Annotated in this window: 27 protein-coding genes; 23 read left to right on the forward strand and 4 right to left on the reverse strand. The window is 65.9% G+C overall.

Annotated elements, in window-relative coordinates:
* The 12 genes from PXJ20_RS28100 to PXJ20_RS28155 form a co-directional block, all read left to right on the forward strand.
* Positions 1 to 219 (forward strand): hypothetical protein (locus tag PXJ20_RS28100; RefSeq protein ID WP_421057457.1); only part of this gene is annotated, 219 nt, incomplete at its 5' end.
* Positions 220 to 271: 52 nt separating this feature from the next.
* Complete coding sequence (locus PXJ20_RS28105) at positions 272 to 2,455, forward strand: OmpA family protein (protein WP_421029180.1); 2,184 nt, start codon at positions 272 to 274, stop codon at positions 2,453 to 2,455.
* A gap of 15 nt (positions 2,456 to 2,470) precedes the next feature.
* Entirely contained in the window at positions 2,471 to 2,635 is a 165-nt protein-coding gene (locus PXJ20_RS28110; protein ID WP_160167503.1) for a hypothetical protein, read from the forward strand.
* 36 nt (positions 2,636 to 2,671) lie between these two features.
* Positions 2,672 to 2,809: a hypothetical protein gene (locus PXJ20_RS28115; protein ID WP_421029181.1), complete on the forward strand. Its 138-nt coding sequence runs from the start codon at positions 2,672 to 2,674 to the stop codon at positions 2,807 to 2,809.
* 145 nt (positions 2,810 to 2,954) lie between these two features.
* Entirely contained in the window at positions 2,955 to 3,359 is a 405-nt protein-coding gene (locus PXJ20_RS28120) for a hypothetical protein (RefSeq protein WP_413214421.1), read from the forward strand.
* Positions 3,343 to 5,079 carry a tetratricopeptide repeat protein gene (locus tag PXJ20_RS28125; protein ID WP_421029182.1) on the forward strand — a complete coding sequence of 579 codons (1,737 nt, stop codon included), beginning with the start codon at positions 3,343 to 3,345 and terminating at the stop codon, positions 5,077 to 5,079. Before PXJ20_RS28120 ends, PXJ20_RS28125 begins: the two co-directional genes overlap by 17 nt.
* Positions 5,080 to 5,119: 40 nt before the next feature.
* Positions 5,120 to 5,437 carry a hypothetical protein gene (locus PXJ20_RS28130; protein ID WP_421029183.1) on the forward strand — a complete coding sequence of 106 codons (318 nt, stop codon included), beginning with the start codon at positions 5,120 to 5,122 and terminating at the stop codon, positions 5,435 to 5,437.
* 11 nt (positions 5,438 to 5,448) lie between these two features.
* Positions 5,449 to 6,243, forward strand: coding sequence for a glycosyl transferase (locus PXJ20_RS28135; RefSeq protein WP_421029184.1), 795 nt, complete (start codon positions 5,449 to 5,451; stop codon positions 6,241 to 6,243).
* Positions 6,240 to 6,926 (forward strand): DUF2968 domain-containing protein, encoded by a 687-nt coding sequence (locus tag PXJ20_RS28140; RefSeq protein WP_421057458.1) that lies wholly within the window; start codon positions 6,240 to 6,242, stop codon positions 6,924 to 6,926. Before PXJ20_RS28135 ends, PXJ20_RS28140 begins: the two co-directional genes overlap by 4 nt.
* Before the next feature lie 114 nt (positions 6,927 to 7,040).
* Positions 7,041 to 7,508, forward strand: a complete 468-nt coding sequence (locus PXJ20_RS28145) for a hypothetical protein (protein WP_421029185.1) — start codon at positions 7,041 to 7,043, stop codon at positions 7,506 to 7,508.
* A 1,235-nt stretch (positions 7,509 to 8,743) separates the two neighbouring features.
* Complete coding sequence (locus PXJ20_RS28150) at positions 8,744 to 9,310, forward strand: recombinase family protein (RefSeq protein ID WP_421030906.1); 567 nt, start codon at positions 8,744 to 8,746, stop codon at positions 9,308 to 9,310.
* A 770-nt stretch (positions 9,311 to 10,080) separates the two neighbouring features.
* Positions 10,081 to 10,290, forward strand: coding sequence for a hypothetical protein (locus tag PXJ20_RS28155; protein ID WP_421029186.1), 210 nt, complete (start codon positions 10,081 to 10,083; stop codon positions 10,288 to 10,290).
* A gap of 123 nt (positions 10,291 to 10,413) precedes the next feature.
* On the opposite strand, the gene PXJ20_RS28160 is transcribed toward PXJ20_RS28155, so the two are convergent.
* On the reverse strand, positions 10,414 to 11,328 hold the full coding sequence (locus PXJ20_RS28160; RefSeq protein ID WP_421029187.1) for a LysR substrate-binding domain-containing protein: 915 nt from the start codon (positions 11,326 to 11,328) through the stop codon (positions 10,414 to 10,416).
* A gap of 122 nt (positions 11,329 to 11,450) precedes the next feature.
* Between PXJ20_RS28160 and PXJ20_RS28165 the strand changes: the two genes are divergently transcribed.
* Entirely contained in the window at positions 11,451 to 12,719 is a 1,269-nt protein-coding gene (locus tag PXJ20_RS28165) for a YbfB/YjiJ family MFS transporter (protein ID WP_421029188.1), read from the forward strand.
* Between the two features lie 206 nt (positions 12,720 to 12,925).
* A complete protein-coding gene (locus PXJ20_RS28170) occupies positions 12,926 to 13,510 on the forward strand; it encodes a pyridoxamine 5'-phosphate oxidase family protein (protein ID WP_421029189.1) in 585 nt (194 codons plus the stop codon).
* A gap of 91 nt (positions 13,511 to 13,601) precedes the next feature.
* On the opposite strand, the gene PXJ20_RS28175 is transcribed toward PXJ20_RS28170, so the two are convergent.
* The gene (locus tag PXJ20_RS28175; protein ID WP_421029190.1) at positions 13,602 to 14,588 is read right to left on the reverse strand and encodes a helix-turn-helix domain-containing protein; all 987 of its coding nucleotides are present in this window, start codon (positions 14,586 to 14,588) and stop codon (positions 13,602 to 13,604) included.
* Between the two features lie 358 nt (positions 14,589 to 14,946).
* Here PXJ20_RS28175 and PXJ20_RS28180 point away from each other — a divergent pair, with 358 nt between their 5' ends.
* Positions 14,947 to 15,756, forward strand: a complete 810-nt coding sequence (locus PXJ20_RS28180) for an SDR family NAD(P)-dependent oxidoreductase (protein ID WP_017777659.1) — start codon at positions 14,947 to 14,949, stop codon at positions 15,754 to 15,756.
* Between the two features lie 113 nt (positions 15,757 to 15,869).
* Positions 15,870 to 17,408 carry an amino acid permease gene (locus PXJ20_RS28185; protein WP_017777660.1) on the forward strand — a complete coding sequence of 513 codons (1,539 nt, stop codon included), beginning with the start codon at positions 15,870 to 15,872 and terminating at the stop codon, positions 17,406 to 17,408.
* 152 nt (positions 17,409 to 17,560) lie between these two features.
* Here PXJ20_RS28185 and PXJ20_RS28190 read toward each other — a convergent pair whose 3' ends face one another.
* Positions 17,561 to 18,448 (reverse strand): SDR family oxidoreductase, encoded by an 888-nt coding sequence (locus tag PXJ20_RS28190; RefSeq protein ID WP_421029192.1) that lies wholly within the window; start codon positions 18,446 to 18,448, stop codon positions 17,561 to 17,563.
* Between the two features lie 93 nt (positions 18,449 to 18,541).
* On the opposite strand from PXJ20_RS28190, the gene PXJ20_RS28195 reads away from it, so the two are divergent.
* The 5 genes from PXJ20_RS28195 to ldcA all read left to right on the forward strand — a co-directional run bounded on the left by PXJ20_RS28195 (position 18,542) and on the right by ldcA (position 22,346).
* The gene (locus PXJ20_RS28195; protein WP_421029194.1) at positions 18,542 to 19,438 is read left to right on the forward strand and encodes a helix-turn-helix transcriptional regulator; all 897 of its coding nucleotides are present in this window, start codon (positions 18,542 to 18,544) and stop codon (positions 19,436 to 19,438) included.
* Entirely contained in the window at positions 19,435 to 20,088 is a 654-nt protein-coding gene (locus PXJ20_RS28200; RefSeq protein WP_421029195.1) for a 2'-5' RNA ligase family protein, read from the forward strand. Before PXJ20_RS28195 ends, PXJ20_RS28200 begins: the two co-directional genes overlap by 4 nt.
* A gap of 135 nt (positions 20,089 to 20,223) precedes the next feature.
* Entirely contained in the window at positions 20,224 to 20,691 is a 468-nt protein-coding gene (locus tag PXJ20_RS28205) for a DnaJ family domain-containing protein (RefSeq protein ID WP_421029196.1), read from the forward strand.
* Positions 20,688 to 21,377: a tRNA adenosine(34) deaminase TadA gene (gene tadA / locus PXJ20_RS28210; RefSeq protein ID WP_421029197.1), complete on the forward strand. Its 690-nt coding sequence runs from the start codon at positions 20,688 to 20,690 to the stop codon at positions 21,375 to 21,377. Before PXJ20_RS28205 ends, tadA begins: the two co-directional genes overlap by 4 nt.
* A gap of 39 nt (positions 21,378 to 21,416) precedes the next feature.
* On the forward strand, positions 21,417 to 22,346 hold the full coding sequence (gene ldcA, locus PXJ20_RS28215) for a muramoyltetrapeptide carboxypeptidase (RefSeq protein ID WP_421030907.1): 930 nt from the start codon (positions 21,417 to 21,419) through the stop codon (positions 22,344 to 22,346).
* A 146-nt stretch (positions 22,347 to 22,492) separates the two neighbouring features.
* On the opposite strand, the gene PXJ20_RS28220 is transcribed toward ldcA, so the two are convergent.
* On the reverse strand, positions 22,493 to 22,750 hold the full coding sequence (locus PXJ20_RS28220; protein WP_421029198.1) for a DUF3079 domain-containing protein: 258 nt from the start codon (positions 22,748 to 22,750) through the stop codon (positions 22,493 to 22,495).
* 762 nt (positions 22,751 to 23,512) lie between these two features.
* Here PXJ20_RS28220 and PXJ20_RS28225 point away from each other — a divergent pair.
* The gene (locus tag PXJ20_RS28225) at positions 23,513 to 25,015 is read left to right on the forward strand and encodes an NCS1 family nucleobase:cation symporter-1 (protein WP_017777668.1); all 1,503 of its coding nucleotides are present in this window, start codon (positions 23,513 to 23,515) and stop codon (positions 25,013 to 25,015) included.
* A 22-nt stretch (positions 25,016 to 25,037) separates the two neighbouring features.
* Positions 25,038 to 25,823, forward strand: a complete 786-nt coding sequence (locus tag PXJ20_RS28230; protein ID WP_421029199.1) for an aspartate/glutamate racemase family protein — start codon at positions 25,038 to 25,040, stop codon at positions 25,821 to 25,823.
* Positions 25,824 to 25,835 lie beyond the last annotated feature (12 nt).

A 25,835-nucleotide genomic window follows, 5' to 3' on the forward strand; every position in this document is an offset into this window, starting at 1 on the left:
AGACAGCGTGCGTGGCTGCGGCGTTTGCGGCAGGCATGGGGAGACGACGCCGTGATCCAGATCTACGCCGGCTGCGTGCGCATCTGCGGCCAGTGCGGCGACTGGCGGTTCACCGACGACAGTGAACTGCGCACGGAAACCGCGCGGCGCCGGCCGCCGTCGGCTGAACGTGGACGGGCGGCCTGTGTGCACAGCGGCGGGGCGCTCCAGCGGATGTAACGGACATTGAACGGCTGCCGATGCGGCGGCCAGCAGGACGACGGGGGATGCATTGAAACGGATCAATCTTGGCGAGGCGCTGGAGCAATGTGCCGACGACACCGTATTGCAGCGAATCGCGGCCCGCATGGGGCTGCCCGCACACGCCGTCGCCCACGTATTCGGGCGGGCGGCTCCGATGCTGACGGCGGCACTCGCGGCCCGCGCCGCAGACGGGCGCGAGGACACGCGCGCCGCATTCGACGCGCTGATGTCGCGCGAGAGCAATGCACGTATCGGCAGCGAATGCGCGCAGCGCGTTGAAACGACGGCTGGCCTGAAAGACCTCGAGCAGCAGGGCCACCTGCTCGCCAACCGCGCCATCGGCATGCCGGTGGCCACATTGAGCGACCACGTCGCCGCGCAGACCGGTGTGCCGACGCAACCGGCAAACGCACTCTGCGGTATGACGGCAGCGATGCTCGCGGGGGTGATCAAGCATCACGTGCTGCTGGAGCAGGGTGATGTCTCACAACTGCCCGGTTTGCTGGCAAGCCAGCTTCCGACGGTTGCGAGCAGCATGGAAGAGGGCGTCGCGGCCCTCTTCGGGTACCCGCATGCCCGTGCATTTGCCGATACGGTTGCGGTGCGGCTCGCCGCCGTCGCGGCGGATTTTCACCCGCGGCAGGTGTTGCGCCGGCCTGCTGACAATGCAGCGCAAGCCCATGCAGCGGTGTTGCACACCTCGACGGACGAGCTCCGCCTACCCGTGAATGGTCCATACGAGTCCGACGCACAAGTGTCCCAACGCCTTGCCGGCGCGACGGCGGGACGCGAGGAAACGACAGCGGCACCCGACCACCATTCAGCGCGAACCGACATGGACAGCGATCCCGCTGCCGGCCAGCAAGCCGAAGCCATTGCGGCGCAGCAGGCGACGCGCTTCGACGTCCCGCAGCACGCGCGTTTCGCAGCCGGAAAGGTCTATGCGAACGAGGTGCGCTACACCAGTTCGATGGCGACGCTTGCCTATGCGGCCGCGTCGCATCCTGGCGTACAGGCAGAGGAAACGGGAGCCAGGCGGCAGGCGTCGTCGCGGGGATCGAGGCTGTGGCCGCTATTCGTGCTGCTGGCCGTGGTGCTGGTCGCGCTTGCCCTGTGGGAGAAACGCCATACGTGGGCCGAGGCGATGGCCGTGCTAACGCCCGCTACATCGGCCACATTGACCACATCGGCCACCTCCGCTTCTTCGGTGCCGGTCGCGGGGCAGGTTCACGCAACAGCCGCGTCCGATGACACAACGCCCCCATCAGCCGGTCACGCGACTGCGGGATCGGTCGAAGCCACGGGCACGACCGGCGCCTCCGGTGTCGCTGGTGCATTCACGCAGCTTGCGGCGAGCGGCGCGGCCGCTGTACCGGCCAACGAAGCGCAGGCCGCGGATGCCCGAGCGCCGGCGGCCAGCGCGTGGCTTGCGGCGCGCACGAACGCTTCGGGCGTGCCTGCCGTGCAGGCCGTGCTCGACCGCGATGATCAGCGTCAAGCCGTGGTCGGGCCACTGCTCGCGCGCTTCGGCAAGGGGCATTTTTCGGCATCGCTCAAGAGCGGCGGGGCAGGCGCCGGAGGGGCGGGGGCGTCCATCTGGCTCTCGCAGCTCGACGCCCTGTCGTCCTATATGGCGGTGCCCGGCGCGGAACTCACCCTCGAAGACCATCGCGTGATGCTCGGGGGCCTGTCGCCGGAGAGCGCGGAGGTCTGGCGGCAGCGTCTGCAGCAGGCCCTCGGGCCGGCGTTCGACGTAGAGGTGTTCGACAGGTCCGCAGCCGTCTCCCATGCCACCGATTCGTTTTTGCACGCCATGTCGGCACTGCTTCAGACCGACTCGGCGTGCGACGCACAGCAGGCGGCCGCCGCGCTGAACCGGCAGGTCATCGACTTCGCCGCGGGGGACGACAGACTGCCGCCGTCTGCCACCGAGAACCTGTCGATGTCCGCGCAGCTGATGAAGGCCTGTGCCGCGCGCAATCAGGTGCTGCGGCTCGCGATTGCCGCGCATGCAGACCGCGCGGACGACGGCAATGGCCCGCTCCCCCTGACACAGCGGCGCGCCGATGCCATACGCGGCTTTCTCGTGAATGCGGGTGTACCGGCGGCGTCGCTGGTCGCGCGTGGTTACGGGGCGGACCGTGCAGTGGCCGGCACGCTGACAGCCGCCGGACGTTTTGAGAACCGGCGCATCGAGTTTGTGCCGCTCTGAGCGTGGGAGGTGTGCATGCGAAGCGAAGCCGCAACCAGAGCGCGCCACGAAGGGCGAGACCCGCACGCGTTGCCGCGCGTGGGATGGCTGATTGCCGCGGTGCTGCTCGTCATCCCGCTATCGGTGCTCGCCGCGTGGATGTTTCTCAGGCTTCTCATCGCCGTCGTCTTTCCCCGCTGATGCACCCGCCACGGGCTACTGAACGGAGTCACCGACATGATCCCGCACCGCTTGCTCCACCTGCTCGCCGTCGTGGCCGTCCTCGCGCTTTCCGGCTGTTCGCTTCTCGGCTGCGGCATGAACGCAACCAATGGCGCGGCGGCCGGCGGCTGCCAGGCCGGCACCTCGTTCTGACACGGAGCCCCGTTCGCATGAAGCGCACCAACATCACTGTTCCCGTGCCGGCTACGGCAGCACGCGTCGTGGCGAGTGACCTGCCCCGCGATGACGCGCGGGTGTGGCGGCCGTTTACGAATACCGCAAACGAAGCGGAGCAGCCATGAGCGATTACGGCTTCGTACCCATACCTTGCCTCGCGATACCGGGCGCGGTGTCGGTCAAGACGCTGCACGCCGCGCTCTCGAATGTGCAACGCACCTTTCTTGCGCGGCTCGTCGAGCACGCGCTGAGCGACGACGCTTTCCTCGTCGCGCTGCTGGTCGTGCCGCTGCTCGATTTCGGCCAGCAGCGCCCCATTCCCGATCTCGACCTGCGCGCGGCCTGCGGCTTTACGGCCAGACGCTGGACCGATGCCGTCAACGAACTCGTGCAGCTCGGCGCGTTGCAGCGTTCGCGCCCGCGTCTGCCGGCACGGCGCATGTCAGCCTTCAGGCTGGGCAGCCAGTTCAGACCGCGTTACGTACATGAGGCTCACGATGGATCGCGCGATGACCCGCACGTCTGACGCGCTCTGGCGGGCATGCGTCACGAACCGGCTCTTCGAGGCCGCCGTGGAAGCGCACCGGCGCGGCGCGTTCACCGACGCCGAACGGCTGTACCGGATGGTGCTGCGGCTGGCGCCTGGCCATCCGGAAGCGCTCAACAATCTCGGTGCGCTGCGTGAAAGGGCCGGCGATGCGGGTGAAGCGGAACGCTGCTACCGCGCCGCGCTGCAACCCGATTCCGGCTACGTCGACGCACGCTACAACCTGGCCCTGCTGCTCCACGCAAACCGGCAGTTCGCCGGGGCGGAGGACTGCTACAGACAGGTGATCGCAGCGGTGCCCGGCCACGCTGCGGCTCATGTCTACCTTGCCGGCTTGCTGCAGGAAACGGATCGTGCGGCAGACGCGGAGCACGCTTACCGGTATGCCCTGGCGCTCCGGCCGGACGATGCGTTGGCGCATCACGGCCTGGGGCTGCTCCTTGTGGCGACCGGCCGCGCCGACGAGGGCGAGGTCTGCCTTCGCGAGGCGTTGCGTCTTGATCCGAAGCTGAAGGACGCTTGCGGCGCACTCGGCGCGCTGCTGCATCGCCAGCAGCGACATGCTGAGGCCGAAGGGCTTTACCGGCGCGTGCTCGAACTCGATCCGGGCTCGGTGGAGGCGCTCAATAATCTGGGCCGCCTGCTTCACGACGCGGGGCGCCTCACAGAAGCGGAACAGTATCTGAGGCAAGCGCTGGCGGCGGCACCGGCGCGCACGCCTACCGCGTTCAACCTGAGCCTCGTGCTGCTCGCGATGGGCCGCTATGAAGAAGGGTGGAGGCTATACGAGGCGCGGTATGGCGAATCCCCGTACTGGGGCGACGACGCGCACTGTCACGTGCGGCCGGCGCTGCCGTTTCCGGAATGGCGCGGCGAGCCGCTCGATGGCAAATCGCTGGTGGTGTGGGCCGAGCAGGGGCTCGGCGACTGCGTGCAGTTCGCGCGGTATCTGCCGATGCTCAAGGCGAAGGGCGCAGCGAAGCTGACGCTGGTCTGCCAGCGCACGCTGTGCCGCCTGTTGCAGACGCTCGAAGGGGTCGACGAATGCGTGCCCGACAGTGCAGCGTCGCAGCTTGCCGCACACGACTACGCCTGCCTGCTGATGAGTCTGCCGTTGCGCATGGGCACGACGCTCGCCACCGTGCCGGCCCGGGTGCCTTATCTGCGCGTACCGGATGCGCAGTCGACGCGCTGGCGTCGCCGCATTTCGGCAGACGGGTTCAGCGTGGGTCTCGTGTGGGCAGGCGATCCGCGTCCCGACATGCCGGGCGCGCATGCAATCGACCGCCGGCGCTCGCTCCACGCCGGGGCGCTGCTGCCGTTGCTGGACGTGGCCGGCGTCACCTTCGTGAGTCTTCAGAAGGCAGACGCCGCACGCAGTCAGTTGGCCGGCATTCCGCTCGGGTTGCGGCCACGCGATCCGATGGGTCAGGTGGGCGACTTCGCCGATACCGCGGCCATCATTTCCACACTCGACCTCGTCATTACCGCGGACACCTCCGTGGCCCACGTCGCCGGCGCGCTCGGCAGGCCGGTCTGGATTCTCTGCCGCTTCGACGGCTGCTGGCGCTGGCTCGATCACCGCGACGATTCGCCGTGGTACCCCACGGCGAAGCTGTTCCGCCAGAAAACGCCGGGCGACTGGGCTGGCGTCATCCAGCGCGTGCGCGCGGCACTCCTGCAACAGGTGCCGGCATGACGGCTTCCTGACTCGACTTCTATTTCGCTATCCGAACGACATGGACATCTCTTACGAAACCGATGCGCTGTTGCGCGGCGCGCTGCTCGGGCTGGTCTGCGGGGCGGCCTCCGTTCCCGTCGCCAGTTATCTCATCGAGCGTCTCACGGGATTGCCCGCCGAAGGATGGATGTCTGTCATTGGCGGCGGGGCGCTCGTGACCGCGGCCCTGATTGTTCCGCCCGTCGCGGCGTTGACGAGCGCGAAACGCTGGCCCGGGCGGGTCCGCGACGCTGCCCGGATGCAGGCGAGTCTTCAGGGCCGGCTCGTGGGTGCCGTGCTCGGCCTCTTCTTCGGTATCTCGCTTCTGGCGGGATGAGGCGGTCCGCCATGACACCCGGTTCGCTCGCAGACGTTGGTCGTGTGCACGTGATCTCGCTGCCCACGGCACATGCGCGGCGCCAGGCGTTTGTGTGCCTCAACGCCGGGCTCGACTACGTCTTTCACGACGTGATCGACGGCCGCGCTGTGGCGCTGCCCGATCGCCGCGATCTGTTCGAAGACGGGCTCGACTATATGCCCGGCTCGTACGGCATCGCGGCGACGACCTGGCAGCTGTGGCAAGCCGTTGCGGCAGGCGACGATATCGTGACGATCGCGGAGGACGATGCGATCTTCCGGCCGGATTTTCAGCACGCCGTGGCGGACTTGCTCTATCCATGCGAGCCGTTCGATCTCGTGGCATGGGGTTATAACTTCGATTCGGTGCTGCGGTTGTCGTTGTTCGGTGCCCGCGTGCCTTGCGTCATGACGTTCGACCAGGACGCGCTGCGCGAGTCCATCGACAACTTTCGTTCAGACCGCGGGCCGGTCGTGCTATTGCCGCTCCTCGAGTTCTACGGCATCTGCACCTATTCCATCAGCACGAAGAGCGCGCAACGCACGCTCGACCGATGCTTCCCGCTGAAGCCCGGCGCCTGGCAGCCGCTATCCCTTGGACGACCGGTGATGAACACCGGCTTCGATGTCGTCATGAACGGTCACTACGCCGGCCTGCGTTGCTACGCGGCTTTCCCACCCATGGCGGTCACGCCGAACAGGTCCGATACGTCTTCCGTGCAGACACGGGAACGCGAATGGACAACCGACGGGCATGAAGCATCCTCTCACTGGAGAACGACATGAATATGTCTCGTGAAACCGTTACCCGGCTTTACGGCGGACCGGGCGCCAGCACTGAAGCAACACCGCAGCGATTCGACAACGCCGTCGCCGCCGACGATCACCCGGGCGCGGCCGTTGTCGCCCTGCACGATGCTCAGGCCACGCCGCAACACGGCAGCCATCGCGCACCCAAACCCGCCGATCTCGAAGACGTGGCCGCGCGCATCGCTGCGGACGCCCTGACGTCCGTGCAGGTTTTTCGCAGCTTCGAGTACGAGGTGAGTCTGCTCTTCGATGCGGCGTCGCTCGGCTTCTATGTGGTGCTCAACCATGCCGGTACGATCCGCCGTGCCTTTCAGACCCCGGTTCTCGCCAGCGCCGGTCAGGCGTTCGGCCACTTTCAGGAACAGGTTCTCTGCTGGTGCGAACTCGAGTTGCGACGCATGCAGCTCGACGCACGTAATGCGCAGCTCGCGGCGCTGCTCGAAAAGGCCACCGCCGAGGCGGAGCGGTTGCGCGCTGACCTGGCGTGCAGTGGAGCGCTGAATCATCTGGTGAACAACCGGCAGCAGTCGTTGCGGCGCGAAGTGGCGCAGTTGCAGGCACAGCGCATTGCCACGCAGACGCAGCTGGACCGTCAGCTCCGGCAGATTGTCCAACTGCGTCTATGTGTGGGCGAGGGGATGCCTCGCAACTTACGCTAGCGGCGCGAGCGGGAGTGGATGGTTCTGAGCATCGTTCTGATTGTGGATGCGCAAACGGCTTATCCGTCGTGCAGCCGGAGCCCGTGAGGACCGCTCGGGCAATGAGGAGTGACCATGGCAACGAATCCGGCCGCGCGCTTCGGCGAAGACGGGGCCAGTGCGGGGCATGCGCCTGCGAGGCACCCTCCGTCACCGAAACTGTCGGCGACAAAAGTGCGGGCGCTGTCGATCGAACATCACACGGCACTTGAAGTCATGCGTGCCGGACGGGGGAGTGCGGACGCCATCGCCTGTCTGGTGCGGACCGTATGCCTCGCCTATCTCATCGAGACGCTCGAGCGCAAACGTGCCGCGCCGCGGCCGTATCACAAGGCCGAAAGCCTGCTGGAGCAATGTGCGTTGTGTGCGGCCGGGAGCGGAGAGTGGCGGTTGCACGATGCCGATGCGGTCGCGGTCGCGCATATCCTGGCGGTGCATGATGCACAGCTCTCGCGCATTCCACTGCCTCTCTACCGGGAGGCGTGGGAACGGCTCGCGCGTGCCGTGGCCGGCAATCGAGGATCGCCGATCCCTGCGGGATAGGTTGCCCGACGAGGGGGCGGCAGAGGGCTGTGTCGGGACACGAGGCGCAGGATGGTCTTCTCTTCTCACGGGCAGCCGCCTCTGTCCGAGCATACAAAATGCGAATCCTGCGTTATACCGTCAGCCGGTTTGTCCGGACCCATAGGCCGATAGAACTCAATATAGACATAGCACCCAAAAAAGCGTATTCAAGATATTTGTTAATGTGTGACCATAATTACGCAAAATTCAACAAAATTGCACAAAAAAAGAATGAGAAATAGGTTGCTGCGTTGTTAAAAGTTTGCCAGACTAATTCAACAAATTTCGGGGCACGAAGCATCTTACCCGTTGGCGCCAGGCGTGTTTCAGGCACGTATGGATGCCACACCGGCGAGTGGGTGACCCGCAGGCTCATTGGATACGCCCGCAGGTACGCCGACCACGGCTTTCTGAATTGGCCATCTTTTTGCAATAGAGGCTGCTGACTGGCCTCACGAGGGCGTGCCATTACGGCACATAGATACCCGGATACGTTTGCGCCGCAGTCTTCGCGGGCGCAAATGGTTTGCTTTCCTTTCTATGGCAGTCGCCTTGCAATATGAGAGCCAGTGTGATTGACGTCGGCTATTGGCGCCGCCACAACCGACAGCCCGCAACAACCCATTCTTGCGATGAGCGCGTCTGCTTTCGTCCGGTCCATCTGCAACCGGCAGAGAGCGAATCAGATCTGCGCCAACGCCGCCCCGCCTGGGAAGCCCGCTATCGTGCTGACTCGATCATCGAGTCCAGCCGGTCGAACTGGTTGAATCGATATCCCTGTATATCCCTGTTTCTCGCGCCTCATTGTGTGGTCAAGGACATGGCACGCGCAGATGGCGGCGTGCTGCTCCATTGTGCCAGGCAGCCATGCGCTCTATCGATATTTGGTTTGCAAGGCCGCGCCGGGCGGTGATCGACGGTCTATGCCGCCCATTCTCGCGAGAAGCTGGCGTCGAGTGCATTGCCGCCATACGAGAGGCTTGTGGCCAGACTTGATGGAAATGTAAAAAGATAGTGGAGCTTGAAAAAGCTATGAAAATTTGATGCATTGACTTAATTTTTTAAATAAACTTCATATCCATGATATGTCTGTTGGAAGCCTGTCCTGTCTGGGATCGCGGGCGTTTTGTATTGCCAATGCTGTAAGAAAATGGAAGAAAGGCGCATCAATAGGATTCAACCTGTATTTATCGTTACGATTCATTGACTTAGCTATGCCATACAAGCGAATCAAGGTTGGATATGCTCGTGTTTCCACTGAGGAGCAGCATCTGGACATGCAGCTGACGGCATTAAAAGAGCATGGTTGCAGTGCCGTTTTCTTCGACAAAGGGATATCAGGAGCCCGATTCGATCGGCCAGGCTTGCGCCAGGCATTCGAAGCGGTCGCGGGCGGGGGAACGCTGGTGGTCTGGCGATTGGACAGATTGGGGCGCTCGCTGCAGCACCTTGCCAGCATCGTGGTAGACCTTGAGCAACAAAGGGTGCGGCTGCTCTCTCTAAGTGAATACATCGACACAGGTTCGACAACCGGCCGCTTTACGTTCCATATGCTTGCCGCGCTTGCGGAATTCGAACGCGGGCTGATCAGCGAACGGACGCGGGCAGGAATGGAGGCTGCGCGCCAACGGGGTAGCAGCATTGGGCGCCCGTCAGGAATGAGTGCCACGCAACGCGAGCAGGCACGTGTGCTCCTCGAGAACCATTCGCCCGACGTGGTTGCCGAGGCGTTCAATGTTCACCAGCGCACGCTAAAACGTCACTTGAGAAAGCCAGATTGAGGGCGGGTTCCAAAGCCTCAAGGAGTGCTGCCGGGGAGTGCGGTGCAGAGGGAAATCGGAGGGACCCCTAACTGCGCTGACACCACCGCATGCATCGCGCACTTGTCCCACGCTCCGGTCATGGCGCCGCGGCTCGATGCCTTCGTGATGCAAGTGGTTGATGTAGTCCGATATAGTGGATTGGATCGTCTGTTCTCTGGGCTTCAACATGTGCAAGGGCAATACGTAATGAGTATTTGCCGATTTCGATGCTGGTCGCATATATCGCTGACGTGTCATTGTTTTGGCGTGTGCCGAGTGAGTGAAAGATAAGTTCTATTTATTGCGCTTCAGCTGATCGGGTGAGCCGCAGATCTTACTGTTTTTCCAGAATTGCTCGATAATTGGCGGTATTGGGGGCAAGCATGGTCGGCGTAAAAAATGCAGCATGGATTCCAATTTTTTAAGATTTCTGTCTGAATACATGTATATAATTTGCCTGAACCTGGTTGGCGATCGATGCCTGTCACAATCCGCAGCATAGCGGACCGCAAGATACTCGACGGAGATCGCCAGGTGCGACCTTATCGCCTGCCGGGTGGTTGTCCTGTCTGAGATTCACGTTCGCCTGTAGCGGTTGCCACGCTGCACCTTTTCAGATGGTACGGACCGCTGAGGGTGCGTCCGTTGTGCCATGCCTGAGTTTTTATTTGGTTAAGTTGGTGGGTTTAAGTTGAAATGAAATATTAATCGAATCGGTAAAGAGTGGGCGTTTATAATAAAATATATTGATGCTTGATGAAAACGTAAAAAACGCGGGTGCGCTCGAAAAATTTCTAGCTGAATATAATTTTCGTGTGGTGTGCGCGAAAAATCCGAAAGACGTCCGGGACATTGCCAGCGTTAATCCCGTAGATATGATCATTCTGGATTGGCTGTCGGCGTCGTTTGACCCTGACCCACAAAACTATCCCATTTGGAAGTGGAAAATTCCGGCATGACGTTGTCATCAAGACCAGGAGGTCATGCTGTGAAGAAGCGCAAGTTCACCGAGGAACAGATTACCTATGCGTTGAAGCAGGCGGAGCAGACGCAGCGCACCGGCGCCCTCATGCGCGAACACCTCACGCCGGCACAGCAGCGGCCGGCTTCGCGGCGCCATCCGGTTGCCGGGCGGCCTCGGCGAGTGCGTCGCGCAGCGCGGCAAGCGCGGACGACGCATACCCTTGCCGCCACGCGAGCAGCGTATCGATCTCGCCGAACCCGGTAATCGCGTGCTGTACGACGTTCTCCGTCTCCGGCTGAAGATCGAGCACCGAGCGCGGCGCCACCGCGATCCCCGCACCGGCCGCGACGCACGCGACGATCGCGTGGTACGAGCCGAGTTCCAGCACACGCGCGGGCTTCATCCCATACGCCGCATACCATTGCTCGACGTATTTGCGGTACGTGCAGCCGCGCTCGAACGCGATCAGCGTCGACGGGATCACGTCGCGCGGCGTGCGAACCGGCGGATGGCCGCGCGGCGTGAGCAGCACGAGGTTCTCGCGGAAGATCGGCACCGTCTCGAACGTATCGGGCAGCGTGTCCGGCGCGGGCGGCCGCGCGAACAGCGCGGCGTCGATCTCGAAGTCGCGCACCTTGTCGACCAGCCAGCCGGTCGTGCCGGTCACGAGTTCGAGCGACACCTCCGGCCACGCGTGGTGATAGCGCGCGAGCACGGCCGGCAGGCGGCTTGCGGCCGTGCTTTCCATCGTGCCGAGCCGCAGCCGCCCGCGCGGCGTGTCTTCGCGCACGGCGTCGCGCGCTTCGTCGGCGAGTGCGAGCAGACGCTCCGCATACGGCAGCAGCGTGTGGCCGGCGGGCGTCAGCACGAGCCGGCGCCCGTCGCGCACGAAGAGCGCCGCGCCCAGGTCCTCCTCGAGTTGCTTGATGCGCGTCGTCACGTTCGACTGCACGCGGTTGAGTTTCGCCGCGGCACGCGTCACGCCGTTCTCGCGCACGACCGCCCGGAAAATCGCCAGTGCCGCCAGATCCATTGTTCTCTCCATGCGATGGATGGATTCTCGATTATTCATTTTTCGAGAATGCCGGGTCAAGCTACGATCGACGCGTTCCCCTCTCTGTTCCGGCCGGCGCCTCCCGCGCGGCCGCTCGCACCATGGCCCGTTCCGATGCTCCGCCCGCCGCCGCCCGCGCGCTTTCCTCCGACGAGACCGACCGCCGCGCCGGCGCCGCCGCGCTCGCCTGCATGGTCGGGCTCGCGGTGGCGCTCGGTGTGGGGCGCTTTGCGTTCACGCCGCTGCTGCCGCTGATGCTGGCCGACGGGGCTGTCGGCCTGAAGGCCGGCAGCTGGCTTGCGTCGGCGAACTACGCGGGCTATTTCGCGGGGGCGGTCAGTTGCGCGGCGCTGCGCTTGGCGCCCGCACGGATGATGCGCTTCGGGCTCGCGGCGACGGTTCTGCTTACCGCCGCGATGGGCGTCGGACATCTGCTGGCGGTGTGGCTCGTGGTGCGCTTCGTTGCGGGCGTGGTCAGCGCGTGGACCTTCGTGTTCGTGTCGCAATGGGGACTGCGGCGCCTTGCCGAACTGCACGCGCCCGAATGGGGCGGCGTCATCTATGCGGGGCCGGGTGTCGGCATCGTGCTCACGGGGTTGATCGGCCGCGCACTGGACGGCCATCGCGCAGCGCCCGGCTGGCTGGGATTTGCCGCGCTGTCGGCCGTGCTGTCGACCGCGATCTGGCGCACGTTCGGGAGCGCGCCTGTGTCCGATGCAAAGCCGAGTGTCGCGGGCACGCCGGCGTTCGGCGCCACGTCGCATGCGGTGACCACTGCCGCCGCGCCCGCCGCGGACCCGCGGCGCCATCGCGCCGATGCGATCGGGCTGGTCGTGTTGTACGGAATGCCGGGCTTCGGCTACATCATCACGGCGACGTTCCTGCCCGTGATCGCGCGCGCCGCCCTGCCGGCCGGCTCGCCGTGGCCCGACCTGTTCTGGCCCATGTTCGGCGCGGCGTTGATCGTCGGTGCGCTTGCCGCCGCGCGGCTGCCCGCGCACTGGGACAACCGGCTGCTGCTTGCCGCCGGCTGCGCGACGCAGGCACTCGGCATCGCGGCCGGCATCGTGTGGCCGAACGCGGCGGGCTTTTCGGTGGGCAGCGCCTTGCTCGGACTGCCGTTTACCGCGATCACGCTGTTCGCCATGCGCGATGCCCGGCGCCTGCACGGCGCGCGTGCGACCGGGCTGATGGGCTATGCGACCGCGTCGTACGGCGTCGGGCAGATTCTTGGGCCGCTCGTCGCAGCGCCGCTGACCGCGCGCTTCGGATCGTTCACGCCGGCGCTGGGGGTCGCGGCAGCGGCCCTCGTCGCGGGCGCGGCGGGGTTCGTCGCGATGGCTATGCTCGGGCGTCGTGCGGCGGCTTGATGCGGGCGGAGGGTTTGTGTTGCGAGACAGCCAACGTTCTGAGCCGAGCCTTGGAGCCTGTCTGCCAAAGCCGCAGCGGGGCAGGCAGAACTTCGCGGGCATCCGGTGTGCTTTCTCTTTCTGACGCCCGGTTCTGTGTGAACGCCGGGGCCGGTCTGTCAGGACCCCGCCAGGACCCCGCCAGGAACCCGCCAGGAGCCCGCCCGATGACGCTCGAACAGATTTACGCCCGAATCTGGGATGACCTCGCTGCCGCTGTACGCGAAGAAGATCAGCCGTTCAAGGTGATGCAGGCCGCGACGATCGGCCTCGACGGTTTCCCGAATGTGCGTACCGTGCTGCTTCGGGGCGTGAGTGAGCAGAAGAACGTGCTCACGTTCCACACGGACCTGCGCTCGCCGAAGATTGCCGAACTGAGCCGGGAGCCGCGCATCGCGCTCGTCGGCGTGGATCCCGTTCAGAGCCGGCAGATCCGGGTGTTCGGTGAAACCCGGATCGTTCGCGACGGGCAAGCGCAACTCGATGCGTGGCGCGCCAGTCCCGACCACGACCTGGTCGCCTACCGGACGCGGCTCGCGCCCGGAACGCCCATGAGCCACGCAGACGATGCGCTCGGCACGGCCCACGATGCACACGGTGTTCCGGGGCCCGGCGAGGGCCTCAAGCATTTCTGCGTCGTCGAGGTTCGCCCCGCGCGTCTGGATTGGCTCGATCTTTCAGCGGATCGCCCGCTGCGGGCGCGCTATGTGCGTCAGGGCGACCGTTGGATTCACAGCTGGATTGCGCCCTGAGCCGTCGCGTTCGAACAAGGCTGACGGTCTGCGTCGGTATCGCGTTCAGAAGCCGTGTCGAAGCGCCTCGCCGGTTGTAGGCGCCACGCCGTCAGCACCGGTTCTCCCGCTTGAACGTCTCCGACGGCAATTCGCCGAACTGCTCGCGATACTCGCCCGAAAAATTCCCGAAGTGCCAGAAGCCCCAGCGCGTTGCGACCTCGGTCACGGATCGGGCGCCGCGCAGCTCGCGCCGCACGCGTCCGAGGCGCACCGCGCGGATGTAGGCGGAGGGATTCACGCCCAGCGTTTCCTCGAACGCGTATTGCAGCGTGCGGCGGCTCGCGTGAAAGCGCGCGCAGAGTTCCGCGACGGACAACGGGCAGTCTGGCGATTCCTCCACGACGTTGCGCACCGCGCGCACCAGTTGCCAGTGCCGGGAGATTCGCGCCGCGGCGGGAGAAGCGCTTCGCGCGGGGGCGTCGTCCGGTGTTGCCGCGAGCATCTCGGCGAGCCCGAAGATGGCGTGCCGCTCGAACGAATCCACCGCGCCCCCGTCGTCCAGCAGCGCGGGCTGCGCGGTGACCGCATCGAGCATCGTCTTCAGCGTGGCGCGATACGTCTGCAAGTGCAGGGGATCGATGTTCAGCACCGTGGCATGCGTGCCGAGTCGCGCCTTGAGCGCCCCGATCTGTTCGCGTGCGAGGAGGCTCGCCATCGCGTTCGGCTCGATCTCCAGATTCACGACCACATGCCGGTCCGGCGAGAGGAACTCGAAGCCGCCGTCGCCCGAGAACACGTGCAGGCCGTCGCGGTGACTCGGCTGGCCGCACAGCAGCGCGTGTCCTTCCAGCTGGAACGGCACGCCGATCGCGATGCGCCCCGGTGCGACCGCCCCGCGCTGATACACCGTGCGGTTCAGGCGCTCGACGAGCACGCGCACGCCGCCCGCGACGAACGAACTCACGGAGCCGTCGAACGGTCCGCGCGAGATCTGGCAGTAGGTCTGGTTCCAGGCGTCGAGCAGCAGCGCCTGTTCGTCGACATTGCGGCAGCGGCGGATGTCGACAGTGGCGCGGGTCGAGGCGCACGTCTGCATGGCGTTCTCCGGCGCGGGTAGGGGAACTGCGGAGCACTACGAGGACCGCAGGGAAACTGGTGCCGACCCCGGAAGCGGGCGGCGACAGGTATCCGGCCGGCCCAGTGTAAGTGAAAAAAATGCGCGCTGTATGGGTGAAACGCCGGATGCGTGGCGTTATGGGTGGTGTTATGGGTGGCGTTATGGAGCGTTACGCACCCGTGTCGCGCCGCACGGCGCCGGTCCGTCATGCCTCGGCCACAGGCCCGGGGCGCAATGTTTTTTTTGCCAATTTTGGATAGTGGCTACGATTTGGGCTGCTTATCGTGACCCCAGCGTTGTGCCCAACGGAACCCAATGGAGCAACAGGAGGCATTGCATGAGCGTAGCGGCAGGCGAACACACGGAGGGCGCCGCAATGCGCCCGGGCAGGCTGGCGGGCAAGATCGCCATCGTTTCGGGCGGGGCAACGGGCGCGGGTGGCGCGGCGTCGCGGCTCTTTGCCCGCGAGGGCGCCCAGGTCGCGCTTGTCGACATCAATGCCGATGCGGGCGAAGAAGTGGTCGCGCAGATCCGGGCCGCGGGCGGTGTGGCCGAACTGTTCACAGCGGACGTCGCAAAGCGCGCTGCCGTGGACGCGGCGGTGGCCGGCATCGCGCGGCGCTTCGGCCGCATCGACGTGCTGTTCAACCACGCGGGCAGCATCGTGGTGAAGCCGTTCCTCGACACCACCGACGACGACTACGACTGGCTCATGGACGTCAACGTGAAGAGCATGTTCATGATGACGCGCGCGGTGCTGCCGCACATGCTCGTGAACGGCGGCGGTTCGATCGTCTGCACGGCGTCGATTTCGTCGGTCGCGGCCACGCCGCTCGAAGTGCTGTACTGCACCACGAAAGGCGCCTGCGCGATGTTCGCGCGGGCCATTGCAGTCGAGTATCGGGATCGCGGCATACGCTGCAACGCGGTCAACCCCGGCTTCATCGACACGCCGCACGGCCGCCGCGAAATGAGTGCGCTCACGAAATACGGCTTCGACGCAAGCGAGGCCGCGCTCTCGGTGCAGCAGGGGCGGCTCTGCGCGCCGGAGGAGGTGGCGCAGGCGGCGCTCTTCCTCGCGAGCGACGACGCGTCATTCATCAACGGCGCGCACCTCTACGTCGACAACTGTTTTACCGCGGCCTGAACGGTCTCGACCGTTCGCGCGGCAACGAAGCATCAGCGGCAACAAAGAAGCATCAATTCAAGGCTGTTCCCATTGCAGTTGCACTGCCCTAAATCTCGAACAAAGGATCGATCATGGATATCAACCCGGCCGTGCAACCGGCTGAGCCGGTCGACAACGACGTCAGGCTCCTGCACAAGATGGGCTACGCGCAGGAGCTGTCGCGCCGCATGGGCGCGTTCTCCAATTTCGCGGTCTCGTTTTCGCTGATCTGCATTCTGTCGGGCGGCATTACGTCGTTCCAGATGGGATTGTCGGCGGCGGGCGGCGCATCGATCGGGCTCGGCTGGCCGCTCGGTTCGGTGTTCGCGCTCGTCGTGGCCGCGGCCATGGCGCAGATCGCATCGTCGTTCCCGACGGCGGGCGGCCTCTACCACTGGAGCTCGATTCTCGGCGGCAAGACGTGGGGCTGGCTCACCGCGTGGCTCAATCTGCTCGGCCTCGTGTTCGTGGTCGCCGCCATCAACTACGGCACCTACGATCCGTTTTTCCGCACGCTGATCGCACCCATGTTCGGCGTGAATCCGGATTCGCTCGGCTGGTGGTCGCAAACGATCTTTCTTACTGTCATCACGGCTTCGCAGGCGTTTCTCAATCATCGCGGCATCCGCATCACGAGCCGCATCACCGATTTGTCGGGATACCTGATCTTCGTCGTGACGGTGGTGCTGGTGATTTCGCTGCTGGCGTTTTCGCCGGTGAAGGTGGACCTCTCGCGCCTCTACACCTTCACCAACTTCACCGGCGTGGACGGCGGCGCCTGGCCGAAGCAGACGATGGCGCTCGCGTTCCTTTCGGGCCTGTTGCTCACGGCGTACACGATCACGGGTTTCGACGCCTCCGCGCACACCTCCGAAGAAACGCACGAGGCCGCGCGCAACGTGCCGCGCGGCATCATCGGGTCGGTGTTCTGGTCCACCACGTTCGGCTACGTGATGGTCTGTGCGTTCGTTCTCGTGATGCCCGACATTGGCGCCGCGGTGAAGCAGGGCACCGGCTTCTTCCAGGCCATCCTTGCGCCGATTCCGGGGCCGCTGCGCATCGTGATCGAACTGCTGATGTTCTTCATTAACTACGTCTGCGGTCTGGCCGCGGTGACCTCGACTTCGCGGATGATGTTCGCGTTCGCCCGCGACGGCGGCCTGCCCGGCTCGAAGTGGCTGCGCAAGGTGAACGCCGCGCATCGCACGCCGGGCACGGCGATCTGGGTGTCGGCCGCGCTCGCGATTCTCGTCACGCTGTACGGCGACGCGTTCACGGTGCTGAGCGCCGGCAGCGCGGTGTTCCTGTTCGTCTCGTACGCGATGCCGACAGCGGCGGGCATCCTGGCCGAAGGCCGCACGTGGACCGAAAAGGGCCCGTTCCAGCTGGGCTGGCTCTCGAAACCGTTCGCCGTGGCCGCCGTGTTCGGTGCGCTCGTGCTCGCGTATGTCGGCATCCAGCCGCCCAATGAGAAAGTGATCTACGTGATGGTCGCGCTGCTCGTGGTGCTGCTCGCCATCTGGTACGTGGGCGGCGTGCGCAAGAGCTTCAGCGGACCGCCCATCGGCGGCCTCACGAAAGAGCGCGAACGCGCGCTCGAAGGCATCGAGGGGCAACTGGACGAAGCTTGAGCGAAGCTCGGTGGTGGTGGGGTTGGGGCCGGGCCGGGTTCGATGCCCGGCCCGGTTTGTTTTTGAGGCGCGGCGGCTTGCGAGCGGGGCGCCGGGAACCCGGCGCTGACCGCTAGTGCAGGCGCCATGCCGTGAGTTAAGGGCCTGTGCCCCTAGCCGAAGTACGTCGCTTCCATATCGTCGATCAGCCCCGGCTGGGTCGGCGTCCAGCCCAGCACACGGCGCGTGCGTTCGCTCGACGCCAACATGTCCGCGCCCGCAAACCGCCCGAACCAGCCGAAATGCTCAGCGGCTTCTGCCGGCGACAGCGAAACAACCGGTATCCCGAGCCGCCGCCCGATCACTTCTGCGATGTCCTTGAACCGCACGCCTTCCTCGGCGACGGCGTGAAACGGGCCGTCTGCGGCGCCCCGTTCCAGCGCGAGCCGGAACACCCGCGCGGCGTCGAAGCGGTGCGTCGCGGCCCAGCGGTTGAGCCCTTCGCCCACGTAGGCTGAGATGCCTTTTTCGCGTGCAATCGCGATGAGGCGCGGCACGAACCCGTGATCGCCCGCGCCGTGCGTGGAAGGCGCCAGACGGACCGCCGAGGCGCGAACGCCACGCGCCACGAACGCACTCGCGGTGGCTTCGGACACGCGCGGGTAGTTTTCGGAGCGGGGCGGCGGCACGTCGTCCTCGGTGGCGGCGCGGCCGTGTGCAAGCATCGCGAGACCGGAGGTGACGAGGAGCGGCCGGTTCGAGCCCGCGAGCGCATCGCCGATCGCCTCGATGGCGCGGCGGTCCAGCTCGCAGTTTTCGACGAACCGCGAGAAATCGTGGTTGAACGCCGTGTGAATGACGCCGTCTGCGGCCGCCGCGCCACGGCGCAGAGCGTCCAGATCTTCCAGCGAGCCGCGGTGGACCTGGGCGCCGGCCGCGACGAGCGACGCCGCGCCGGCCTCCGAACGGGCAAGCCCGAGCACGTCGTGTCCCGCATCCCGCAATTCCCGCACAATAGCGGAGCCGACAAATCCGGTCGCGCCGGTAACAAACACGCGCATAGCCAATTCTCCTGGTTGGGGTACGCAGGCACTCTCGCGCGTTCGCGTCACGTGGTGAAGTCGTGGCGTTTTACAGGTATACGGACTAACAGCATGAGCACGCAGAACGCATTCCCCAATCTGCTGGGCGACTACCTGAAGGACCGCCGCGCACGGCTCGACCCTGCGGCGCTGGGCTTTTCGGGCACCCGCCGCCGCACGCCCGGCTTGCGCCGCGAGGAAGTCGCGCTGCGCGCCAACGTCAGTGCGACCTGGTACACGTGGCTGGAGCAGGGGCGCGGCGGCGCGCCTTCCGCGGAGGTGCTCGAGCGCCTCGCCAGCGCGCTGCTGCTCACGCCGGTGGAGCGCGAACACCTGTTTTTGCTGGCCCAGGGCCGCCCGCCCGCGGTGCGCTACGAAGCAAGCGGCGTGACGCCGCGGCTGCAGCGCGTACTCGATGCGTTCGAACTCAGCCCGGCCGTCGTCAAGACGCCGACGTGGGACATCGTCGCGTGGAATCGCGCGGCGGCATCGGTGCTGACGGATTACGCGTCGCTTGCGGCCCACCAGCGCAACGTCTTGCGGCTCTTCTTCGGCAACCCGCGGGTGCGCGAAGCGCAACTCGACTGGGAGGGCGTGGCGCGCTTTCTTCTTGCGACGTTTCGCGCGGGCGTCTGCCGGGCGGGCGCAAATGCCAACAAAAGCGCGAACGTCGAGGCGCTGGTCGCCGAGTTGAGCGCATCGAGCCCCGAATTCGTGGCCATGTGGCGCGAGAAAGACGTGCGCACGCACGGCGAGGGCTCGAAGCAACTGCGGCATCCCGTGGCCGGTCTGCTCTCGCTCGAGTTCTCGTCGTTCGCCGTGGACGGCCATCCCGATCTCACGATGATGGTCTACAACCCCGCCACGCCCGACGACGCCGAGCGCATCCGCGCGTTGATCGCCGCGCCGGCGGCGACGCCGGCTTCGGTCCCGGTCCCGGTTTCGGTCCCGGTGTCGGTGTCGGCATGACGGTGCGCCGTCCGCCCGCCCGCGCCCGGTCGCTGGGCTCGCGCTTGCCGATGCCGGGGCAGTTCGCCTTGCCCGGTTTCGAGGCGCCCATGCCGGCCCCCACGGACCGCCTGCTGTTCCTGCTACGTCCCGACGCGCAGGCCGCCGCGCGCGTTGCTGCGCTGGTGCAGCGGCTATTCACTGGGCACGGCCAGCGCGGGCTTGCGGGCGTGCCGGTTCCCGTGCCGCTGCTGCACGTCACCTTGCATGAGCTGGGCGTCTACGCGGGCGTGCCGAACGACGTCGTCGCGCGTGCGAGTGCCGCCGCGACCGCGGTGTCGATGCGGCAGTTCAACGTCTCGTTCGACGCGGCGACCCGCTTCTCGCCGGAGCAGTCGCGGCATCCGTTCGTGCTGACGGGCGGCGAGGGCGTGATCGGCTGCGCCTTGCTGCATGAGGCGCTGGGCACCGCGCTCAGGGACGTGGGTTTTCGGGTCGGATCGGCGTCCGGTTATACGCCTCACCTGACGCTCGCGCGCGGCGACGACGGCGCGAGCGACTTCCCTGTTGAACCGCCCATTGCCTGGACGGTGAGCGAGTTTTTGCTCGTGCACAGCCTGATCGGCCAGCGCCGGCATGTGGTGCTGGGCCGGTGGAGGCTCGCGCAGTAAGGACTCGGCCCGAGCGGCCGTGTCGGCGGGTGTGCCGGCGAGCCGAAGGAACCTTCGACGAAGAGCCGCCATGCGCCGTGAATGTTTTGTGAACAGCCTGATAAAATGCCCGGGCCGCAACGCCGTGGATCGCAGATGAAATTGCTTGATGCTCTCGTCGAACAACGTATTGCCGCCGCAGCCGCGCGCGGCGAGTTCGACGATTTGCCGGGAACCGGCCAGCCGCAGGCGTTCGACGACGACCTGCTCGTGCCCGAGGAAGTGCGTGTCGCGAACCGCATTCTCAAGAACGCCGGTTTCGTTCCGCCCGCCGTCGAACAGCTGCGCGCACTGCGCGATCTGCGCGACGAACTGGACGCGGTGAGCGATCGCGCCGCGCGGTGCCGGCTTGAGGCGAGAATGCTGGCTCTGGACATGGCGCTCGAATCGCTGCGCGGCGGCCCCATGGTCCTGCCGCGCGAGTATTGCCGGCGCATTGCCGAGCGGCTGTCCGAGCGCGTCGTGGCAGACGGCGATGCCGCGAGCACGGAACAGGCGCGCGCCGACCGTGCGCTTGAAGACCGCCGTGACGGCGGCGAGACCCTGGAAGCGAGACCGCTGTGAGCGTCGTGCCCGACGCGTCCCGCTCGGCCGATACGTCAGAGGGGCTCGGCGCGTGCGCTTCTTCGAATACGCCTCGCGCATGTGCCGGTGCGTGCGCCGGTGCAAGCAACACGCCGGATGAACCGGCGCTATCCACGCCCACGAATCCTTTCACGGGCAATCCCGAACCTGTCTCCGAACGCGATCTCCACTTCATGACGCTCGCGCTCGCCGCTGCCGAAGAAGCGCGGGCGGCCGGCGAGGTGCCGGTCGGCGCCGTGCTGGTTCGCGGCGACGAAGTGATCGCGACAGGCTTCAACCATCCCATCGGCACGCACGATCCCTCCGCGCACGCGGAAATGGTCGCGCTGCGGGCCGCCGCCGAATCGCAACGGAACTACCGCCTGCCGGGCTGCGAACTGTACGTGACGCTGGAGCCGTGTCTGATGTGCGCCGGCGCCATCATGCACGCGCGGATCGCGCGCGTGGTGTTCGGCGCACGGGACCCGAAGACGGGCGCGTGCGGCAGCGTCGTCGATGCCTTTGCCAATACGCAGCTCAACCACCACACCACGGTGACAGGCGGAGTGCTCGGGCACGCATGTGGCGAAGCGCTGCGCACGTTCTTTGCCGAGCGGCGGCGCGCAAGCCGCGAGGCGCGGGCGGCGGGCGCCGCTCAGACGTCCCGCACCGATTTGCCCTCCTGAACAACGACGAAGATCGGACTGCTTCCTGCCATGACTGCCATGACCGCTCAGGCCCGCACCATTTCGCTGATCGCCCCCTCGGGCTACCCGCACGACCCCGACGCTATTACGCGGGCCGTCGAGCGGCTGCGCGCGCAGGGGCATCGCGTAGAGGGAATGGAGGCGCTCGCGCGGCGCTATCAGCGCTTCGCGGGCACCGACGGCGAGCGCGCCGCGGAACTGAACCGCCTTGCCGACACCTCGCAGCCGCTGCCCGACATCGTGCTCGCCGTGCGCGGCGGTTACGGCGCGGTGCGCATCCTGCACGGGCTCGACTACGAAGGCTTGCAGCGGCGGCTGCGCGGCCAGCCGGTCGCGCTCGTCGGTCATAGCGATTTCACGGCGATCCAGCTTGCGCTGCTGGCGCGCGCCGGGCTGGTCACATTCGGCGGCCCGATGCTCGCGAGCGACTTCGGCGCCGAAGAACTGAGCCCGTTCACGATGGAGCATTTCTGGCAGGCGCTGTCGAAGCCGTCTTTCACGCTCGAAGTCGCGGCGCCGCAGGTGCAGTCTGCGAGCGTCACGGGCACGCTGTGGGGCGGCAACCTGGCGGTGATGTCGTCGCTGGTGGGCACGCCGTACATGCCGCCCGTGGAAGGCGGCATTCTGTTTCTGGAAGACGTCAACGAGCAGCCGTTTCGCGTCGAACGGATGATCTATCAGCTGCACCTGGCGGGCATCCTGGCGCGCCAGCAGGCGCTCGTGCTGGGCGATTTCTCGGGCGGCAAAGCATTCGACTACGACAATGGCTACGACCTTGCGGCCATGATCGAGCAGGTGCGCGCCGTGGTGCGCATTCCGGTTATGACGGGCTTGCCGTTCGGCCACATCGCCGACATGGTCACACTGCCCGTGGGCGCAACGGCGAGGCTCGATGCCGATGCCGAGGGGTTCAGGCTGGCGGTGAGCGGTTATCCGCACCTGGGATAAGAGGGGCGGCGGGGGGCGGCGCACCCCGGAGAAGCGCAGGCGGAGCGGGCCCGGTTCAGGAGGGCCCGCTTTTTTTCAGGTCGCTTTTTCAGGTTCGTCACGACAACGAAGCCAAGCCGTCTCGCGCGGGCGGCTGCGGGGTGGATTTACCGCGGTACGTCCGGCGCAGGATTACGCGCCTGGTTCGTGGTACTGCCGCTGCTGGATTTCACGCACTTGTCGCCAGGGCTTACATCGAGTCCCCAATCGCCGTGCTCGTACCAGTCGTCGCCGAGCAATTCGGCCGGATGCTGGGTGCGGCTTTGTCCGTTGCCACAACGCATGTCGCTCGCCTGACAGTAGTGATCGCAGCCCCAGCAGATTCGCTCCGGACGCAGCGGGTGCAGCGGAAATACCTTGGCCATGCGTGTTCTCCGGGCGATTCCATCGCGATAACGCAAAACATCATTATCCGGCCCGGTCAGGGACGAGAACTGAGTCTGAATGACGCAGAGACGGGCGCCGGCCTTCGCCGGAGGTGAACTGCCACCACTGCGCCGATGTTGCCTGGCTTGTCGGCCCGCTGGGCACAACCGGCTCCGATTTTGTTGACAAAAAATAGGGGCATCTGAGGACGTTGGGTCGAAGCGGGGCGCTCCACGGAACCATCGTGCACCGCTCATGGAGCCCGTCTTGCGGCAATCAAGCCAGGAAATGGTACTGGTTCCCGCTCCCTGCGGCCAAACCATGCCAGGCCATCTCCTCGAAAACCCCACCCAAAAATTGTTGACAATCTTTATGTCCATCCTAAGATACCAACCATAACGGCGCCTGCACGAGAGGACACACCGCCGCAGGCTTCACCGTTGGCGCCGGCGTGCCTGCACGTGGTGCGCCGCGCACTGAAACGAATCCCGGCCAGTACCAACGTCGAGGCGAGCGCCACGGTCTCGCCGCGTCGACACAAACGCCGTACGGAAAGTACGCAGACCACCGTGGCGCCCCATGCCGTTCCGCTGGCGCTCATCTGGCAGCCCGCCGGCAACCCGCCAGCAACCCCACCGGCAACTGGCATGAGGGATGCAGCACAACGCCGCCTGCCCGCCGATGACGCAAGACGTCATGCAAGGCATGACACAAGGCGAGTAGCAGAGCGACCGGCGTTTCCATCTCACGGAGGAGGAGTCATGGCTCAGTTCAGTGCGGCGCAAAGCGCGCCGGCAACATCCGCTTACGACGACGCCACGGCGTCCGACGCAGGCGAGGGCGGCGACGTATTGGTGCCCGCAGGCTACAGCGAGCGTCTCTACAACCACGACCTCGCGCCATTGCGTCACCAGACCTGGGGCGCTTACAACATCTTCGCGTTCTGGATGTCGGACGTGCACAGCGTGGGCGGCTATGTGTTCGCGGGCAGCCTCTTCGCGCTCGGCCTCACGAGCTGGCAGGTGCTGATTGCGCTGCTCGTGGGCATCGGCATCGTGAACGTACTGTGCAACCTCATCGCACGGCCCAGCCAGATGCATGGTGTGCCGTATCCCGTGGCGTGCCGCGCGACGTTCGGCGTGCTCGGGGCGAACATTCCGGCGGTGATCCGCGGGCTCATCGCGGTGGCGTGGTACGGCATCCAGACCTATCTCGCGTCGAGCGCGCTCGTCATCGTCGTGCTCAAGTTCTTCCCGCAACTGATGCCGTATGCCGACGTGCATCGGCATGGCTTCGCAGGTCTTTCCGCGCTCGGCTGGGCAGGCTTCATGACGCTCTGGGTCTTGCAGGCGCTGGTGTTCTGGAACGGCATGGAGACCATCAAGAAGTTCATCGACTTCGCCGGCCCCGCCGTCTACGTGGTGATGTTCGTGCTCGCCGGCTACATGGTGTGGCGCGCGGGCTGGAACAACATCGGCATCAACCTGGGCGGCGTGAAGTATCACGGCATGGAGGTGCTGCCCGTCATGGTGACGGCCATCTCGCTCGTGGTGTCGTATTTCTCGGGGCCGATGCTGAACTTCGGCGACTTCTCGCGCTACGGCAGGAGCTTTCGCAGCGTGAAGCGCGGCAACTTCTGGGGGCTGCCCGTCAACTTCCTCGCGTTCTCGCTCGTGACGGTGGTGACCACGTCGGCCACGCTGCCCGTGTTCGGCCAACTGATTACCGACCCCGTCGAAACAGTAGGCCGCATCGATCAGCCCACGGCCGTCGTGCTGGGCGCGCTCACGTTCACCATCGCGACCATCGGCATCAACATCGTCGCGAACTTCGTGTCGCCGGCCTTCGACTTCTCGAACGTCGCGCCGCGCCTCATCAGCTGGCGCGCGGGCGGCATGCTGGCAGCGGTGGCCTCCGTCTTCATCACGCCGTGGAATCTCTTCAACAACCCGGCCGTGATCCACTACACGCTCGACGTGCTGGGCAGCTTCATCGGGCCGCTCTATGGCGTGCTCGTAACGGACTTCTATCTCGTCAAGCGCCAGAAGATCGAAACGGGCGATCTCTACACCGTGTCGCCCACCGGCGCGTACTGGTATCGCAATGGCGTCAACTATCGGGCGGTGGCCGCGCTGCTGCCCGCGGCGCTGATCGCGGTGGCCTGCGTGCTCGTGCCGCATCTCGATAACCTCGCGAATTTTTCCTGGTTCATCGGCGCGGCGCTCGGCGCGGTTTTCTATCGGGCGCTGGCGGCCGCACGCTGATCGTTCAACCTTGGGAGTCACCATGCGCATCAAGCTCATCAATCCGAACACCACACAGCGCATGACCGATGCGATGGGCCGCTGCGCGCGCGAGGTCGCCGCGGCGGGCACCGAGGTCGTGGCGGTCAGTCCGACCATGGGGCCGCCTTCCATCGAAGGCTATTACGACGAGGCCATGGCCACGCCAGGCCTGCTCGCCGAGGTGGCCGCAGGCGAACGCGAGGGCTTCGACGCCTACGTGATCGCCTGCTTTGGCGACCCAGGCCTGTATGCCGCGCGCGAACTGGCGCGTGGTCCGGTGATCGGCATTGCCGAGGCCGCGATGCACGCGGCGAGCGTGCTGGCCCCGGGTTTCTCCGTGGTGACGACGCTGGCGCGCACGCGTTCGATGGCCTGGCATCTGGCCGAGCGCTACGGCATGCGGCGCTTTTGCCGCAACGTGCGCGCAACCGACGTCGCCGTGCTCGATCTGGACCGTCCCGGCTCGGCGGCACGCGAGTTGATCGTGGACGAATGCCGCCGCGCAATCGACGAAGACGGCGCCGAGTCCATCGTGCTCGGTTGTGCCGGCATGGCCGAGTTGTGCGCCTACGTGGAAGACGCTGTGGGCGTGCCGGTGGTGGAAGGCGTAACAGCAGCGGTGAAATGGGCCGAAGCGCTCGTCGCGTTGCGGCTCGCCACGGCCAAGCGCGGCGACTTTGCACGGCCGCTGCCGAAGCGTTACGACGGCGAACTCGAACGCTTCAGCCCCGGCGACGACGGCGTGCCCGACATGGAGGCGCCGAAGACGGCGTACCGGTTCGGCTGAGAGTTGGGCTGA

This window comes from Paraburkholderia sp. A1RI_3L (genome assembly GCF_048957895.1).
Classification (GTDB): domain Bacteria; phylum Pseudomonadota; class Gammaproteobacteria; order Burkholderiales; family Burkholderiaceae; genus Paraburkholderia; species Paraburkholderia kururiensis.